At 58.4% G+C, this 16821-nt stretch carries 14 protein-coding genes; 11 read left to right on the forward strand and 3 right to left on the reverse strand.

Annotated elements, in window-relative coordinates; translation table 11 throughout:
• Window positions 1-176 precede the first annotated feature (176 nt).
• The 4 genes from AC2FND_RS05625 to mdoH are packed head-to-tail and all read left to right on the forward strand — an operon-like array spanning window position 177 to window position 6157.
• Window positions 177-1547: a tetratricopeptide repeat protein gene (locus AC2FND_RS05625; protein WP_496768435.1), complete on the forward strand. Its 1371-nt coding sequence runs from the start codon at window positions 177-179 to the stop codon at window positions 1545-1547.
• Window positions 1548-1575: 28 nt separating this feature from the next.
• Window positions 1576-2793 (forward strand): OpgC family protein, encoded by a 1218-nt coding sequence (locus AC2FND_RS05630; protein ID WP_496768437.1) that lies wholly within the window; start codon window positions 1576-1578, stop codon window positions 2791-2793.
• The gene (locus AC2FND_RS05635; protein WP_496768439.1) at window positions 2790-4289 is read left to right on the forward strand and encodes an OpgD/OpgG family glucan biosynthesis protein; all 1500 of its coding nucleotides are present in this window, start codon (window positions 2790-2792) and stop codon (window positions 4287-4289) included. The genes AC2FND_RS05630 and AC2FND_RS05635 overlap by 4 nt, the downstream gene beginning before the upstream one ends.
• A complete protein-coding gene (gene mdoH, locus AC2FND_RS05640) occupies window positions 4286-6157 on the forward strand; it encodes a glucans biosynthesis glucosyltransferase MdoH (RefSeq protein WP_496768492.1) in 1872 nt (623 codons plus the stop codon). The genes AC2FND_RS05635 and mdoH overlap by 4 nt, the downstream gene beginning before the upstream one ends.
• Here mdoH and AC2FND_RS05645 read toward each other — a convergent pair whose 3' ends face one another.
• Both AC2FND_RS05645 and AC2FND_RS05650 read right to left on the reverse strand, forming a co-directional pair.
• Window positions 6158-6982, reverse strand: a complete 825-nt coding sequence (locus tag AC2FND_RS05645) for a CE1 family esterase (protein ID WP_496768441.1) — start codon at window positions 6980-6982, stop codon at window positions 6158-6160.
• Window positions 6979-7440, reverse strand: a complete 462-nt coding sequence (locus AC2FND_RS05650; protein WP_209504852.1) for a rhodanese-like domain-containing protein — start codon at window positions 7438-7440, stop codon at window positions 6979-6981. Before AC2FND_RS05650 ends, AC2FND_RS05645 begins: the two co-directional genes overlap by 4 nt.
• Before the next feature lie 234 nt (window positions 7441-7674).
• Here AC2FND_RS05650 and AC2FND_RS05655 point away from each other — a divergent pair, with 234 nt between their 5' ends.
• Genes AC2FND_RS05655 through selD form a run of 7 tightly spaced genes read left to right on the forward strand, consistent with a single transcriptional unit; the run spans window position 7675 to window position 15767 of the window.
• The gene (locus AC2FND_RS05655; RefSeq protein ID WP_496768443.1) at window positions 7675-10545 is read left to right on the forward strand and encodes a monovalent cation/H+ antiporter subunit A; all 2871 of its coding nucleotides are present in this window, start codon (window positions 7675-7677) and stop codon (window positions 10543-10545) included.
• Window positions 10545-10904 carry a Na+/H+ antiporter subunit C gene (locus tag AC2FND_RS05660; protein ID WP_496768445.1) on the forward strand — a complete coding sequence of 120 codons (360 nt, stop codon included), beginning with the start codon at window positions 10545-10547 and terminating at the stop codon, window positions 10902-10904. The genes AC2FND_RS05655 and AC2FND_RS05660 overlap by 1 nt, the downstream gene beginning before the upstream one ends.
• Window positions 10901-12445 (forward strand): monovalent cation/H+ antiporter subunit D, encoded by a 1545-nt coding sequence (locus AC2FND_RS05665; protein ID WP_496768446.1) that lies wholly within the window; start codon window positions 10901-10903, stop codon window positions 12443-12445. The genes AC2FND_RS05660 and AC2FND_RS05665 overlap by 4 nt, the downstream gene beginning before the upstream one ends.
• Window positions 12445-12942, forward strand: coding sequence for a Na+/H+ antiporter subunit E (locus AC2FND_RS05670; protein WP_496768494.1), 498 nt, complete (start codon window positions 12445-12447; stop codon window positions 12940-12942). Before AC2FND_RS05665 ends, AC2FND_RS05670 begins: the two co-directional genes overlap by 1 nt.
• Window positions 12939-13208 (forward strand): K+/H+ antiporter subunit F, encoded by a 270-nt coding sequence (locus AC2FND_RS05675; protein ID WP_209503286.1) that lies wholly within the window; start codon window positions 12939-12941, stop codon window positions 13206-13208. Before AC2FND_RS05670 ends, AC2FND_RS05675 begins: the two co-directional genes overlap by 4 nt.
• A gap of 7 nt (window positions 13209-13215) precedes the next feature.
• Window positions 13216-13602 (forward strand): Na+/H+ antiporter subunit G, encoded by a 387-nt coding sequence (locus AC2FND_RS05680; protein ID WP_209503284.1) that lies wholly within the window; start codon window positions 13216-13218, stop codon window positions 13600-13602.
• 5 nt (window positions 13603-13607) lie between these two features.
• Entirely contained in the window at window positions 13608-15767 is a 2160-nt protein-coding gene (gene selD, locus AC2FND_RS05685; RefSeq protein WP_496768448.1) for a selenide, water dikinase SelD, read from the forward strand.
• Here selD and mnmH read toward each other — a convergent pair.
• Entirely contained in the window at window positions 15758-16810 is a 1053-nt protein-coding gene (gene mnmH, locus AC2FND_RS05690; RefSeq protein WP_496768450.1) for a tRNA 2-selenouridine(34) synthase MnmH, read from the reverse strand. The two genes, selD and mnmH, sit on opposite strands and share 10 nt — an antisense overlap.
• Window positions 16811-16821 lie beyond the last annotated feature (11 nt).

Consider the following 16821-nt stretch of genomic DNA (forward strand, 5'->3'; position numbering starts at 1 on the left):
ACTTGCACAACTAGGCGGCAAGTTGCTGAAACATGCCTTTGAATCGGCGGATTTTTTCGACTTTTTCACACACGACATTTCACCAATTCGAGAGCGGGGTCGATACTGATACGCCGCTCTCGCACACTCTGTTACATCAATCAGTGTCAAATACCGCAATCAGATTGGACCCAAGTATGAAACAAGACGTTTTTGGACAGATGAACACCTTGGCGCAGCCGGAAGCTGTCGAAGCCTGGAATGGTGTTCTGCTTGGGTTCATGGCACATGCCGCAGTTACGCCCCAACATCTGGGCAAAGTGTTGGAGCTTGAGCCCGATTTTGCTTTGGGCCATGCCGTTAAAGGCCTGTTCATGGCCCTTCTCGGTCGGCGCGAGATGATGGCGGTTGCAGTCGAGGCTTTGGCGGCTGCCAATGCTGCGATGAAACAGCAGCCCGTCTCGGCACGCGAGCGGTTGTTTGTCGATGCTTTGGGGCTGTATCTGGCGGGCCAACTGACACAGGCGGCGCAAAAGTTCGAAGCGGTCCTGCGCGATCATCCGCAGGATACGTTGGCGATGAAACTCAGCCACGCGACAAGATTCGTTCTGGGCGATCCGGACGGAATGCGCCGTTCGATCGAACGGGTTATGCCTGCATATGAACCCGATCACCCCGGTCGGGGCTATCTGCTGGGCTGTCATTCCTTCGCGCTGGAAGAAACCGGAGCTTATGAAAAGGCCGAAATCGCGGGGCGTCAGGCGCTTTGGATGGTGTCCGACGATGCCTGGGGTCTGCACGCGGTGGCCCATGTCCATGAAATGACCGGCAACGCGCAGCTGGGCCTTGACTGGTTAGCCGGGCGCGAGGCGGCCTGGGCCCATTGCAACAACTTCCGCTATCACGTCTGGTGGCACAAGGCCCTGATGCATCTGGATCTTGGTCAGGTCGATCAGGTGATGGATTTGTATGACAACCACGTTCGCAAGGACAAAACCGACGATTACCGTGACATCTCAAACGGAACTTCGTTGCTGATGCGCCTTGAACTAGAAGGCGTAAACGTCGGAAATCGCTGGGAAGAACTGGCTGATCTGAGTGCTGCGCGCACCGAAGACGGCTGCCTGATCTTTGCGGATCTACATTATCTGCTGGCGCTGACCGGTGACAACCGCGCTGATGCCACGGCCAAGATGCTGACTCGCCTCAACAAGGATGCAGCGCGCGCCAATGACGACACCACCCGCCGTATGGCCGATCCCGGTGTCGCGGCCGCCATGGGTCTTGAAGCCTTTGGTGACGGCCATTATGGCACGGCATTTGATCACCTGATGGCAGCGCGCGGTTCGATGCAACTGGCTGGTGGTAGCCACGCGCAACGTGATGTATTTGAACGCATTACTATCGATTCCGGGCTTCGGGCCGGTCGTCTCGATGCGGTTGAACGCATTCTGGACGACCGTCGCGCCAAGCGCGCCGGGGGAGAAGACAATTATGCCATCGCGCGCCGCGCCCTGATTGATGCGGCCCGCGACGGCGGAGACATGCAAAGCGTCCCCGCCGAATAACAAGACGACCAAAAAGGACAGAGACCGTATGGCGACCATATCGCCCGCTGCTGATTTTGCACCCGTCGCAGCCCCGGCTGCGGCCCCCGCCCGCACGCGTGACCCGCGACTGGATTTCTATCGCGGCATCGCGATGTTCATCATCCTGATCGCCCACATTCCTAATGATCCCTGGGCGAATTGGATCCCGGCGCGCTTTGGGTACTCGGACGCAACCGAGATCTTCGTGTTCTGTTCGGGCATGGCCTCGGCCATCGCCTTTGGCGGGGCGTTCCTGCACAAGGGCTGGTGGATGGGCACGGCCCGTGTGGCCTATCGCATCTGGCAGGTTTATTGGGCCCATATTGCCCTGTTCTTCTTCGTCGCCATGACAATGGCCGCGCTGGATCTGACCGGTGCGTTCGGGAAAACCTATGTCTCGTCGCTGAATCTTCAGCATTTCTTCGATGATCCCGCCCCTCAGATGGTGGGAATCTTTACCCTGACTTATGTACCGAACTACTTTGACATCCTGCCAATGTATCTGGTGGTACTGGCGCTGATGCCACTCTACATCGCGCTGTACCGTATCAGTTTCTGGCTGATGGCAGCTGCATCTGTGACCATCTGGTGCATCACCCAGACCGGTGCGCTGGCCCTTCCAGCCGAGCCTTGGTCGGATCGGCAATGGTTCTTCAACCCGTTTGGCTGGCAATTGCTGTTCTTCACCGGATTTGCCTTGATGCGCGGCTGGATTCCCGCTCCACCGGTATCGAAAACCCTGGTCTGGGCAGCTGCCTTGTTCCTGATCCTTTCAGCACCATTCGGATCGTGGAAAGTCTTTATCTGGGTTAACACTGCTGCACCTGAGCTGGGCGCTGTGATCCGCAAGAGCTGGCCATTGACCGAAGAGTTGCGCGGCAAGACCGAGTTTGGCCTGCTGCGGTATGTCCATTTCCTGTCACTGGCCTATCTGGGCTGGGTTGCGGCAGGCGAACATGGTCACCGCCTGATAGCGACGGGTCACGGTTTAGGCGTGCGTGTCTGGCAGTTCCTGCTGACGGTCATCACCAAAGTCGGCCAGCAATCCCTTGCAGTCTTTGTATTTTCCATGGCAGCAGCGCGACTTATCGGCGTTGCCCTCGATCAAGCTGGGCGGGATGTTGCCACCGTCTTTGTCGCCAACATAATTGGCTTTGCCATGATCATTGGCGTGGCTTATCTGGCAGCTTGGTTCAAGTCTCAACCCTGGAAATTGAAGAGATGAATTTCACCCGTCGCGCATTCCTCGTTTCGACGACAGCTTTGGCCTTTGCCCCATCGGCCTATGCGACCGGGGGCACCGTTCCATTTGACCGTGACCACGTGATTGAACTGGCCCGCGATCTTGCCAGCCGTCCCTATGCGGAACGCGAAATGGTCCCCCAGGAATGGCAGGATCTGACCTACGAACAATATCGCTCGATCCGTTTTCGACTGGACCGCGCGCTGTGGTACGAGACCGAAACGCCATTTAACGTCGATTTCTTCACACCTGGCCTTTATTTCCCCCGGACCGTCAAGGTGGAAACGGTCGAAAACGGCATGACCACTCCGGTCGATTTCGATCTGGGGATGTTCGACAAATCCGAAGATGTGCCGCAATTGCCCATCGACGAGACTCTGGGTTTTTCAGGCCTGCGACTGCGGACCGAGATGCACCGCCCCGGCAAAACGGATGAATTCTGCGTCTGGCAGGGCGCCAGCTATTTCCGCGCAATTGGTCTGCATGAGGTTTATGGCCTGTCGGCCCGCGGACTGGCCCTGAAAACCGGCGATCCAGATGGTGAGGAATTCCCCGAGTTTATCCGTTTTTGGCTGGAACGCCCCATGCCCGGCCAACGGAATATGGTTGTACATGCGCTGATGGACAGTCCCAGCGTGACCGGTGCTTATCGATTCGATGTCACGGCGGGCGCGGATTGCATTATCGATGTCGAGGCCACGCTGTTTCCGCGTGATGACCTGCCCCATGTGGGCATAGCGCCGGGCACCTCGATGTTCCTGTTCGACCAGACCAACCACAGCCGGTTCGACGATTTCCGTCCAGCCGTCCATGACAGCGACGGGCTGTTGATCCGCAATGGCGCGGGCGAGGTTCTCTGGCGTCCCTTGGCCAATCCAACCCGCCTACAGGTTTCCTCCTTCGTTGATACTAACCCGCGCGGCTTCGGGCTGATGCAGCGTAAGCGCGAGTTCTCGGACTATGCCGACCTTGAGGCGAACTATCACAAACGCCCGGGCCTGTGGGTCGAGCCTAAGGAAGAGTGGGGCAAGGGCACCGTTACACTGGTCGAGATACCGGCAGATCAGGAAATCTACGACAACATCGTCGCCTATTGGCGTCCGGCAGAGCCCTATGCGGCAGGTAGCCGGGTTGACCTGTCCTATCGTCTGATCTGGGGTGAGGAGCCTCAGCGCACTCCGATGCCACGGGTGACCAACACCGCCATGGGCGAAAATACCTTTGGTGAGGGGCGTTTGGTTGTCGTCGATTTCGAAGGCAGCGACTTGTTCGATGATATCGAGACGATCAGCGTCTTCGTGGATTCCCCTCATGCCGAAACCTCCGACGGTGTTCTGCAACGCAACCCGGATACGGGTGGATTGCGTCTGGCGTTTTCGTTCCAACCTGAAGAACGCGATCATGTTGAATTGCGCGCGCAGCTGCTGAAAGACAAACAGCCCGCCTCTGAGGTGTGGCTTTACCGATGGACCATATGAACCGCGATCTGCATATCATGCCGCCCGAGGCACCTCTGGCGATGCCCGCGCAGAACTTCAGCGTGGGGTTCCACGATGCCGATGCCCCGTCGGGCACAGACACGGGTGCGACTGGATTTTGGCGCGCGCTTGCGTTTTCACCGGCGATGGTGGCGACATTGGGCCTGCTATGGATCATGAGCGACTGGTTCAGCGCCCAGGGGATCAATCTGATCGAAGGCATCCTGTTGGCGCTTATCTCGTTCAACTTCTTTTGGATTTCGTTCACGGTCTGCACCGTTCTGCTGGGTATGGTTTCGCTGTCGCGACAGGATCGTCCGCAGCGCAAGCGCACAGCACAGCCCCTGCGCGTGGCCCTTTTGACACCGGTATACAACGAAGTGCCATGGAACGTGCTGGGCAACGCCCGCACCATGCTTGAGGATTTGCAGGCACGCGGTGGGCAGCATCACTATGCCATGTTCATCCTGTCCGACACGCGCGATCCTGAAATCGCGGCGCAGGAACAGGCCAGCGTCGAAGCCCTGCGCACCACGCTCGCCCCGGGGCTGGACTTGTATTACCGCCGTCGCGAGCTAAACACCGACCGCAAGGTGGGTAACATCGCCGACTGGGTCAGTCGCTGGGGCGCAGATTGGGACGCGATGCTGGTTCTGGATGCGGACAGCCTGATGACAGGTCGCGCCATACTTCGGCTGACCGATGCGCTGGCGCGTGATCCCGGTGCCGGGCTGATCCAGAGCTATCCGCAACTGATCGGCGCGCAATCGGTTTTTGCCCGGATGCAACAATTTGCAAATGGAGTCTATGGCATCGCCTTTGCCGAAGGATTGGCGCGCTGGTGCGGGCAAGAGGGCAATTATTGGGGCCACAACGCAATTATCCGCACCAAGGCTTTCGCCACCAGTGCCGGACTGCCCAAGCTGCGTGCGTTCAATGGTCAGGACAAGCTGATCATGAGCCATGATTTCGTCGAGGCCGGATTGCTGCGCCGTGCCGGATGGGCGGTGCGGTTCCTGCCGCGCATTCGGGGATCTTACGAGGAAACACCCCCCACACTGATCGATCATGCGATGCGGGATCGGCGTTGGTGCCAAGGCAACCTGCAACACCTGAAACTGCTGGGCTCGACCGGATTCCGGGCCGTCTCGCGTTTTCACATGTTCCACGGTGCCGTTGGGTACTTGATGTCACCGCTGTGGTTTGCGCTGCTGTTGATGTGGGCACTGATCGGTCAGGGCAAAGACGCTTCTGTCCTGCACTACTTCAGCCCCGATAATCCGCTGTTCCCGCAATGGCCGGAAATGTCTGAAACCCGGCACGTTCTGATCATTCTCGTGATGTATGCAATGCTGCTGGCACCCAAGGTGCTGGGAGTTCTGGCTTTGCCGCTAAGCGGTGTACGCTATTCCGAATTCGGAGGCGGCCTCAAGTTCCTGACCTCGTTTCTGGCCGAGGTCATTCTGTCGATCCTGTATGCGCCGATCTTGATGGTGCAACAGATGATCGCCGTTTTCCGGACAGCGCTTGGCATTCAGCGGGGCTGGTCGCCTCAATCACGCGACGGTGGTAGTTACGGATTGCGCACGCTGATCCTGTGTCACGCATTGGAAACCGTCAGTGGCATGGCCTTGAGTGTTGGTATCCTGTCCGGGCTGGTCTCGATCTGGCTGGCTCCGATCGCCATCAGTCTCGCTTTGGCCATCCCACTATCAGCACTCAGCGGTGTTTCGGCCGGTGCCGCACGCCGGATGGTCGGGATGCGCGAGGATTTCCGCGAACCTTCCATCACCCGGTCGGCCCGCCGTTACCGGGCCGAGCTGAAACAACTGGTTGAAGGTAAGATCAAGATGACCCCGGCAGAGTGATCAACTGCCTGGAAGCCCTTCGTACCAATCCACGACCATATCGGCCCAGCCGGCTGGAACTGTATGACCGCCCGGAAACAAGGCAAACTCCAGCGCGCTGCCTTTGGCACAGGCAGTCCAGCGGCGGCGCATGAATTTTCCTGTTGTGCTGAACCCAGCCGGTTTGTGATCGACGCAGCCATTTGCTTCGCGCCAGATTTCGAGCCCGGCATAGATGTCCCCCTGCTGAAACCGGCCACCGCCCAGCAAGCGCCCCTCAAGCGGAACCACGTTGTCGGTCCAGCCGTGGGTATGCAACATCCGGATCGGACCCTTGCAGGTTTCCGGGTGCGGCCGCCAGAACCCTCCGGACACCGGAACATATGCCGAAAATGTCTCGGGTGCCTTGCAGGCCAGATAGTTGACCATAAAACCACCAGCCGAAAACCCACCCAGCATGACCCGGTCGGTGTCGATACCAAAGCGGTTTACCGCGTCCTGAACTACTTCAGACAGAAAGGCGGTTTCATCCCGTTCGCCAAAACCGGGATAGAAATTCCAGCTTTTTGTGCCACCACGGTCGGGCCTCTCCAAGCCTTCCGGAGCCATGACAGCATAACCCCGCGCCAGCAGAGGTTCGACCATCCCGCGATTTCGCATCGTGCCTGAACCACTGCCGCCATACCCGTGCAGGAACACCACCAATGGCGGGTTTTCTGTGTCGGGCAATTCGATGTGATACGCGCCCATCGGCGTCTCGCAAACGCTCTGTCGATCGGCGCAGCCCGCCTGGACCGTCTGCGCGACAAAGGCAAAGATTGCTGCAAGACTGATTTCCCTGATCATCCCGCATCCTCAATGAATCTGCGAACCGGCAAACCGGCCCTTACCCATCCTGGCCCGGCCGCCGAGCCCAACATTCCCTCGGGTACGTCGATGATATTTGTGAATCCGGCTTCAATCAAACGATTGCTGAGGCGCGCGGACCGCACCCCTCGGGCGCAAATCAGCGCCACGGGAACAGCCTGATCACCACCGGTCATTTGTGTCAGAACGTCGACGAAATCCTCGCGCCGCATATCCAGCGGTACCGCGCCCTCACCAATTCCCGAGGCGCGCCATTCGCGCGGTGTGCGGATATCAACCAGCAGAACGCGCCCGTCCACAGCCTGCTCATGGGCGTCGGCCACACTGATCCGGCCACCGCTGTGATCCTCGGGGATCAGTCTGTATTGCCTGATCGCAAACCCGGCAGCAATCGCGGCACCGCCACCAATCAATAGCCACCGTCGGGATCGTTTCATTTTTTCGGCCACACCTCAGCCTCCTGTTCGCTGACGCTGGTTCTATCACAACCAGACAGCAAGTTGCGCGGTGAAACACAGCTTGCAGATCAAGATCGCGTCATTAATGCGCAATGCCACCAATGCATTGGTGATCCATTGGAGCCCGGCAAAAAAGTTGCCATCTCTGGACAGTCGGCAAAATATCCTTACAAAATTGACCTCACCCTGACCGCCCAGACCGGAGTATCGCACTTGTCCCTATTCCTTATTGCGGCCCTTCCCTTCCTTGGTGCTGTATTTCCCGCACTGCTGATCCGCGCGGGCCGAAATGCCGCCGCGTCCGCAGCCGGGTTGACCACATTTCTGGCCCTGATGGGGCTGCTGATCCACATCCCTTCGGTCATGCGTGGAGACGTCGTGACCGCCCAGTTTGATTGGATACCGAGATTGGGCCTGAACGCGAATTTCATGCTGGACGGGCTGGGATTTCTTTTCGCTTTGCTGATCCTTGTCATTGGATTGCTCATCATTCTTTACGCACGGTTCTACCTGTCGCGCGAAGATCCGATGGGACAGTTCTATACCTACCTGCTGCTGTTTCAGGGGGCGATGGTTGGTATTGTCCTGTCCGACAACATCCTACTTTTGATTGTTTTCTGGGAACTTACATCGCTCAGCTCATTCCTGTTGATCGGCTATTGGAAACATCTGCCCGATGGCCGTCAGGGCGCGCGCATGGCTTTGGCCGTCACCGGCTCGGGCGGGTTGGCGATGATCGCCGGGATGCTGATCCTCGGCAATATTGTTGGATCTTATGACCTGAGTGTCATTTTGCAGAACAAGGCGCTGATACAGGCGTCCCCCTACTACCTGCCGGCGTTGATCCTGATCCTGCTGGGCGCTTTCACCAAGTCGGCACAGTTCCCGTTTCACTTCTGGCTGCCCCATGCCATGGCCGCGCCGACGCCGGTATCGGCCTATCTGCATTCGGCCACCATGGTGAAGGCCGGTCTGTTCCTGATGGCGCGGATGTGGCCGGTTCTGGCGGGAACAGATGCCTGGTTCTACATCGTGGCCACAACTGGTCTGATCACCATGCTGCTGGGTGCGGTCATCGCGCTATTCAAAGATGACCTGAAGGCGCTGCTGGCCTTTTCGACCGTATCCCATCTGGGCCTGATCACAATGCTGTTGGGCTTTGGCACTAAAATTGCCGCCGTGGCCGCCATTTTCCACATCATCAACCATGCGACCTTCAAGGCCGCCCTGTTCATGACCGCCGGAATCGTGGATCACGAGACCGGTACGCGGAACCTGAAACGGCTGGGTGGCCTGCGCCACCTGATGCCGATCACCTTTACCATCGGCACTATCGCAGCCCTCTCCATGGCGGGTCTGCCGCCGCTGAATGGCTTTTTGTCGAAAGAGATGATGCTGGAAGAGACTGTGCATACCACCTGGTTGCATTCACATTATCTGGTTCCGGGGCTGGCACTTTTGGCAGCGCTGTTTTCGGCCGCTTATTCTTTCCGCTTCGTCAGCCATGTTTTCCTTGGAGCCCAGCGCGAAGACTATCCCACCCATCCGCATGATCCGCCTGTTGGGCTGTGGCTGGCACCCGCATTGCTGGTGGTGCTGGTCGTCCTGATCGGCCTGAATTCCGCAGCACTCGTTGGCCCGCTGATCGCCGTGGTTACCAGCGCGGTGATAGGCGGCGAGAAGCTGCCGTATTACTCGCTCAAACTGTGGCATGGCTTCACGCCCGCACTTTACATGTCGGTTGTTGCGACATTGGGTGGCCTGTTCCTGCTGGCGCTGCACAAACGCGGCGAGCAGGTCTGGAATGCCCTGCCCCGGCCCGAGGCCAAGGTAATCTTTGAGGCGATCATCGACGCGCTGACCAGGCTAAGCCGCTGGATCACCGATGAGATGCATAACGGTGTTCTCAGCCGCTATGCGATCATCTTCGTGGCCTTCACCGTGGGCCTTGGTTATTACGCCTATTCGACGGGAACCATCGGTGTGGAAACCCGCGTTCCGCTGCCAGCGCAGATCATTCCGATCATCGGCTGGATCTGTCTGGTGGGCGCAACGCTGGGCATCATGTGGTTCCATCGGAATCGCCTGTTGTCACTGGTGCTGATCGGTGTCGTCGGCCTGATCGTTTCGGTTGCCTTCAACTATCTCTCGGCCCCAGATCTTGCCCTGACGCAAATCTCGGTCGAGGTGGTGACAATGATCCTTTTGTTGCTGTCGCTGAACTTCCTGCCGACCGAGACACCGTGGGACAGCAGCGCGGCGCGGCGATGGCGGGATGCCGCGATTTCCGTCATTGCCGGTCTTGGTACTGGCGCGCTGGTCTACGCGATGATGATGCGCGATTTTGCATTCCCAACGATTTCAGAATTCCATCTGGCCAATTCCTACAAGGGCGGTGGCGGCACCAATGTGGTCAACGTGATCCTCGTCGACTTCCGGGGTTTTGATACGTTTGGCGAGATCATCGTGCTGGGCATTGCCGCGCTGATTATCTTTGCGCTGACGGAATCCGTGTTAAGCACCAATGTCCGCAGTTACCTGCTGAATCGCAAACCGCACTGGCCACAGTCCGGTGATTCACACCCGCTGATGATGGTTGTGGCGACCCGCGTGATGATGCCGATTGCGCTGATGGTCGGGGCTTATATTTTCTTCCGTGGGCACAACCAGCCAGGAGGCGGATTTATCGCCGGGCTGATCGTCGCCATCGCCTATCTGATGCAATACATGGCCAGCGGCTATACTTGGGCGATTGAACGGCAGCGGTTTTATTACCACGGCACCATTGGCTGGGGCGTTCTGATCGCCGCAGCAACGGGTCTGGGCGCCTGGTTCAATGAACGCCCCTTCTTGACCAGTGATTTCGGCTATCTCCACTGGCCCCCGCTTGAGGAATTCGAATGGGCCACCGCCATGCTGTTTGACACGGGCGTGTTCCTTGCGGTTCTGGGCGCGGTCATGCTGGCGCTCGACAGCCTGTCCCGCTTTGCATGGCAACCCGGAATGGCACAGGAATTTCCGATGGATATCAATCCCCTGCGGGACTCTCCACCGGAACAAGAACAAGAGAAGGAGCAGGCCTGATGGAAGCGCTCGTAGCCTCTGCCGTCGGTATCTTGACCGCTGCCGGAATATTCCTGATCCTGCGCCGCCGGACGTTCCCTGTCATTCTGGGCCTGTCGCTGATCACTTACGCAGTCAACGTGTTCCTGTTCGCGACCGGGCGTCTTGCGCTGAACGCCCCCCCGGTTCTGAACAAATACAAGGACGTCGCTTATACCGACCCTTTGCCACAGGCGCTGGTGCTAACCGCAATTGTGATATCTTTTGGGATGACCGCGGTGATCGTGATGATTTCGCTCAGCGCGTACCTGTCCTCCAAGGATGACCATATCGACATGACAGCGCAGGACAGCGTGGACGAAGCAGGAGAAGACGCATGAACCACTGGATCGTTGCGCCGATCGTCCTGCCCGCGATCCTGGCTCCGTTTAGCATTATGGTCCTGCGATACCATCTGGATCTGCAGCGCATCTTTTCCGTTGCCGGTGTTGTGGCCTTGCTTGGGATTGCGCTGACAATCACGGCGCAGGCTTCGGGCGGAGATATTCAGGTTTACGAGCTTGGAAACTGGCCCGCCCCGTTTGGCATTGTCATGGTACTGGATCGAATGTCGGCCATGATGGTTCTACTAACCGCGCTGCTGGCCTTACCGATTGTCCTCTTTGCAATAGCTTCGGGCTGGGATGATAGGGGCAAACACTTCCACGCCCTGTTCCATTTTCAGCTTATGGGTGTCTGCGGCGCATTCCTGACCGGAGATGCCTTTAACCTTTTCGTGTTTTTTGAAGTTCTGCTGATCGCCTCTTACGGTCTGATGACCCATGGTGGCGGTGCGGTACGGTTGAAGGCGGGTGTGCAATATGTGGCTTACAACCTGTTGGGATCGACCTTGTTCCTGTTTGCGTTGGGCACGATCTATGGTGTGACCGGGACACTGAACATGGCGGATATCGCCATAAGGGTTGCCGAAATCCCGGCCGAGGATACGGCATTGTTGCGGGTTGGCGCAGTCCTTTTGCTTTTGGTCTTTTGCATCAAGGCCGCCGTTCTGCCCCTGCATTTCTGGCTACCTGCCAGCTATGCCAATGCGCCAATGCCCGTCGCGGCCCTGTTTGCAATCATGACAAAGGTCGGGGCTTACTCGATTCTGCGGATGTTCACACTGGCCTTTGGCCCCGATGTCGCAGCGACCGAGGGTCTGGCGGGTGAGTGGTTGCAACCTGCTGCACTTGTCACTTTGGCTGTCGGGACTATCGGCATTCTGGGGTCAATACATATCGCCCGCATGGTGGCGTTCTGCGCGATTGCATCCATGGGCACCCTGTTGATCGCAATCTCGCAATTCACGCCTGACGCAACAGCCGCAGCGCTGTACTATGTGTTCCATTCGACACTGGCGACAGCCCTGCTGTTCCTGGTTGCCGATCTGGTGATGGCGCGGCGGGGCGGGGCCATCGCACCAACGCCCCCCATGCCGCAAAGCGGGCTGGTGTCCGCGCTGTTCTTCGTGGGGGCGATTGCAATGGCGGGAATGCCGCCCTTGTCCGGCTTTATTGGCAAGCTGCTTGTGCTAGACGCCTCGCGCGATGCTTCCGATGCCACGATGGTCTGGGCCGTGATTCTGATCAGCTCTTTCGTCACAATTATCGGACTGGCCAGAGCCGGGACATTGATCTTCTGGAAAAGCCATGACACTCAGGCTGTTCCAATAGAAATGCCCGCGGAAAACGAGGCTGCCCCTGAACCGGTCGCACCGGAACCGCAACCCGGTCTTGCCTTTACCGCCGTTTTCGGCGCCGTAGCCGGCCTGATCCTGCTGACATTGTTTGCGGGCCCTGCGCTGGAATATACAAGCCAAACCGCAGAGCAGCTGTTCACGCCTGAAAACTACATCTCTGCCGTATTGGGAGGGACCGAATGATGAAACTGCTACACCGGATATTTCCGCACCCTCACCTGACCATTTTGTTGACGATCGTCTGGATCCTGCTGGCGAACAAGCCGTCGCTGAATTCTCTGGTCTTTGGCCTGATCCTTGGGATCATCATTCCCTTTGTCACACAACCCTACTGGCCCGACAGGCCCAAGCTGCGCAACTGGCCAATGGTCGCCGAGTACATGATCGTAGTGCTGTGGGATATTGTCGTCGCGAATGTGACCGTGGCCCGCATCGTCCTGTTCAAGCGCAATGAAGACCGGCAGCCCAACTGGGTGTGCATTCCACTGGAGCTTCGGACACCCGAGGCCATAACCGTGCTGGCCGGGACCATCACGATGACACCCGGCACCGTCAGTTGCGACCTGTCGGCACAGGGGCACAATCTGCTGGTTCATTGCCTGGACGCGCCGAACCCAGATCAGGTGCGCGACGAAATCAAGCAGCGCTATGAACGTCGCCTGAAGGAGATTTTCGAATGATCGAATACGCTATCTACTTTGCATTTGCCTGTTTTGGCGCGGCGATCATGATGTGTCTGTGGCGGATCATTACCGCGGACGGCGTTGGGACCCGGGTTCTGGCCCTGGATACGATGGTCATCAACACGATTGCCCTGATGATCCTTTATGGCCTGTCGAAAGGGACCGAGATTTTCTTTGAAGCGGCCATGATCATCGCGATGCTGGGTTTCGTCTCGACCGTCGCATATGCGCGTTTCATGCTACGCGGAAATATCATCGAATGAGGGCGATATGACATTTATTGCAGAGCTTCTGATCGCCATTTTCCTGATAGTCTCGGGTATTTTTGGGTTTGTCGGGTCCTTCGGCATGATCAAGCTGAATGACCCTATGTCCCGCCTTCATGCGCCGACCAAGGCGACTACTTTGGGGGTGGGCGGGGTATTGCTGGCTTCGATCACCCATTCCGTTCTGCTGGAAGGCAAACTGTCGCTGCACGAGCTTCTGATCACGCTGTTTTTATTCCTGACGGCTCCGATCACGGCCCTGTTCATTGCAAAATGGCACATTCACCGTCATGAACTGCCCAGTGACCTGCCCGATGCTGGCGAGGATGAGCTTTGGGCCACCCATGCGGTCGAGCAGGTCGAGGATGTTCCGGACCACAGCGCGAATTAACACAAATGCACACATCTCCGCTGCCCCTGACCCGTGATCTGGTTTTAATTGGCGGCGGCCACACCCATGCCCTGCTGCTGCGCAAATGGGGAATGAACCCTTTGCCCGGCGCCCGGGTAACCGTGATCAACCCCGGCCCTACCGCCCCCTATTCCGGGATGTTGCCCGGATATGTCGCCGGACATTACGACCGGTGGGAGCTGGATATCGATCTTGTCAGACTGGCCCGTTTCGCAGGTGCGCGAGTGATCTTGGGGGCGGTCAATGGCATCGACACCGAAACACATGAAGTGCACGTCCACGGGCATCCTCCGGTAGGCTTCGACGTGGCTTCGGTCAATGTGGGGATCACGTCCGACATGCCCGCCTTGCCGGGCTTTGCGGAACATGCAGTGCCAGCCAAGCCGCTGGGACCTTTTGCTGCGAAATGGGCCGAGTATCTAAAGGGTCAAGGCCCGGCCTCGGTCGCTGTGATAGGTGGCGGCGTCGCGGGCGTCGAACTGGTCATGGCGATGGCACATGCGTTGAAGGCCAGGGGGCGGGCGGCACAGATTACCCTGATCGATAGTGCCGCGGCCCTGACTGCAACCAAACCCAAGGCGGCGGCAACAATCCGGATTGCAATGCACGACCTTGGTGTAGAGGTGATTGAAAACGCGGTGATCACCCGGATCGGGCAAGATCACGTGGAACTAAAGGACGGGCGCACAATTCCGGCTGGTTTCGTGACCGGTGCCGCCGGAGCCCGCGCCTATGACTGGATCGCAAACACAGGGCTTGACCTTCAGGACGGACACATCCGCGTGAACGGCTATCTGCAATCCAGTGATCCGGCTGTGTTTGCCGCCGGGGATTGTGCCCATCTTACGGACAACCCCAGACCGAAGGCTGGTGTCTATGCGGTGCGCGAAGCGCCGGTTTTGTACGATAATCTTCGCGCAGCGCTTGGCGCGGGGCGGATGCAAAGATACACACCGCAAAAAGACTATCTCAAACTGATCTCACTGGGTGGCAAGTCAGCACTGGCCGAGCGTTTGGGAACATCGTTCAGCGGCCCGTTGATGTGGACATGGAAGAACCATATCGACCAGACCTTCATGAACAAGTTTCGCGACCTGCCGCAAATGACACCACCCGCTCTGCCGCGCGACCGGGCCGCCGGGCTTGATGGGATTTTGGGTGAAAAGCCCATGTGTGGCGGATGTGGAGCAAAGGTCGGGCGCGACGCATTGCAGATCGCCCTGAAATCCCTCCCCGCCCCTACTCGTACCGACATCACCGCCCTACCCGGCGACGATGCCGCGCTTTTGCAAACAGGCGGGGCGCAGCAAGTCATGACGTCCGACCACCTGCGGGCTTTCACCTACGATCCCGCACTTATGACGCGTATCGCCGCCGTTCACGCCCTGGGGGATATCTGGGCCATGGGGGCCGCACCTCAGGCGGCCACGGCAACAATCATCCTGCCCCGCATGTCTGCCGCCCTGCAAAGCCGCACAATGTCCGAAATCATGTCGGTCGCGAGTGACGTCATGCACGCTGCGGGCGCGGAAATCGTCGGCGGGCACAGCTCAATGGGCGACGAGATGACGGTCGGTTTCACGTTGACCGGCCTGTGCGAAGCTACCCCGATTACATTGGCGGGTGGTCAGCCGGGGGACCGTCTGATCCTGACCAAACCCTTGGGAAGCGGTGTTCTGATGGCGGCGGAAATGGCCGGTCTTGCCGAGGGGGCCTGGGTCGCGGCAGCCTGCAAACATATGACACAGCCCCAAGGCGATGCAGCCCGCATTTTGGCCAACGCCCATGCGATGACCGACGTGACCGGATTTGGTCTGGCCGGGCATCTGCAAGGCATCTGTGACGCATCTCATTGCGGCGCTACGCTTGATCTGGACGCGGTAAATGTGATGGACGGTGCGCTTGCGCTGACGGATCAGGGGGTCCGGTCAACGATTTTTGCCGACAACAACGCGATTGCGCCCGATCTTCCGTCCGGGGGCAAGGCGGCGCTGCTTTTTGACCCGCAAACAGCCGGGGGTTTGCTGGCCGCCGTGAATGCGAAGGACGCCGAAACCCTTCTGCAAGATCTTCTGGACGCGGGATATCCGGCAATGATCATTGGCCAGCTGACCGACACACCGGGTTTGCGCCTTCAAAGCTGATCCAGCAGGCTTTCAATTTGCGCGGCCGCGTTGCTCAGCCCCGTGTTGTCCAAAGTTTCCACATCAAGACTGGCCAACACTTGCACCGGGCGGGATTGCCGGGATTTGGTGTATGCGGGATCATAATGCTGTTCCATCAAGGCCCGTGTCAGCGCCTGTTTTTGACCCGCATCAATCAATCGCAGCCATCCGTCCACGACCTCATGCCCGCGATGGAACCGCAGCGGTGACAACCGGTCCCGCAATCGGTCACTGTCAGACAGAATGTCGTCATAAGCCCGAACCAGGTAGGCAGAACGGGCTTCAATTGAAGCCGTAATGTTCACACGCGGAGCCTTGCACAACGCGTTCCAAAGGCTGGGCGGCAGGATCAAGCTGCCAATTTTGGATGATTCCGCTTCGACCACGACTGAACGCGCCGGATCCATTGAACACAGCACAGCGGACAGGGCAGATTCAAACCCCTTCTGACTGGGCTGCCCCCCTGGCCTTTCGCCCAGCAAGGACCCGCGATGGTTGGCCAGCGCTTCAAGGTCCAGAATCTGTACGCCTCGTGCGTGCAACAGAGCCAAAAGATCGGTCTTTGCGGTGCCCGTGTAGCCATCCAGTGCGATCAGCCGATGTGGCAAGGGATCATCGTACAAATAAGCGTTCACCAATCGACGGTAGGTACGATAGCCGCCGTCTACCACTTCGGCGCGCCAGCCAATTTGCTGCAACATCCATGTGAAAGATCCGGAACGCTGTCCACCGCGCCAGCAATAGACCAAGGGGCGCCACGCTCCGTCATGATGGCTGAGGTGATGTTCGATGTGATTGGCTGCATTGCGGAATACCAAAGCAGCGCCCAGCTTGCGCGCCAGAAAGGGGCTTTCCTGTACATAAATGGTTCCGACCCGGGCGCGTTCCTCGTTGTTCAGCACCGGCAGGTTCATTGCACCCGGCAGATGATCTTCGGCAAACTCGGCAGGGCTGCGAACGTCGATCACGGTATCATAGCCGTGCGCGTAAAGTTGGGTCAGGTCAGGAAATTTCAGAGCCATGCCGAAGGTCT

It is taken from the genome of Ruegeria sp. BHSB056, assembly GCF_059613305.1.

Coding starts and splice junctions, on each gene's coding strand:
- AC2FND_RS05625 (WP_496768435.1), top strand. CDS start 177: ATGAAACAAGACGTTTTTGGACAGATGAACACCTTGGCGCAGCCGGAA.
- AC2FND_RS05630 (WP_496768437.1), top strand. CDS start 1,576: ATGGCGACCATATCGCCCGCTGCTGATTTTGCACCCGTCGCAGCCCCG.
- AC2FND_RS05635 (WP_496768439.1), top strand. CDS start 2,790: ATGAATTTCACCCGTCGCGCATTCCTCGTTTCGACGACAGCTTTGGCC.
- mdoH (WP_496768492.1), top strand. CDS start 4,286: ATGAACCGCGATCTGCATATCATGCCGCCCGAGGCACCTCTGGCGATG.
- AC2FND_RS05645 (WP_496768441.1), bottom strand. CDS start 6,982: ATGATCAGGGAAATCAGTCTTGCAGCAATCTTTGCCTTTGTCGCGCAG.
- AC2FND_RS05650 (WP_209504852.1), bottom strand. CDS start 7,440: ATGAAACGATCCCGACGGTGGCTATTGATTGGTGGCGGTGCCGCGATT.
- AC2FND_RS05660 (WP_496768445.1), top strand. CDS start 10,545: ATGGAAGCGCTCGTAGCCTCTGCCGTCGGTATCTTGACCGCTGCCGGA.
- AC2FND_RS05665 (WP_496768446.1), top strand. CDS start 10,901: ATGAACCACTGGATCGTTGCGCCGATCGTCCTGCCCGCGATCCTGGCT.
- AC2FND_RS05670 (WP_496768494.1), top strand. CDS start 12,445: ATGAAACTGCTACACCGGATATTTCCGCACCCTCACCTGACCATTTTG.
- AC2FND_RS05675 (WP_209503286.1), top strand. CDS start 12,939: ATGATCGAATACGCTATCTACTTTGCATTTGCCTGTTTTGGCGCGGCG.
- AC2FND_RS05680 (WP_209503284.1), top strand. CDS start 13,216: ATGACATTTATTGCAGAGCTTCTGATCGCCATTTTCCTGATAGTCTCG.
- selD (WP_496768448.1), top strand. CDS start 13,608: ATGCACACATCTCCGCTGCCCCTGACCCGTGATCTGGTTTTAATTGGC.
- mnmH (WP_496768450.1), bottom strand. CDS start 16,810: ATGGCTCTGAAATTTCCTGACCTGACCCAACTTTACGCGCACGGCTAT.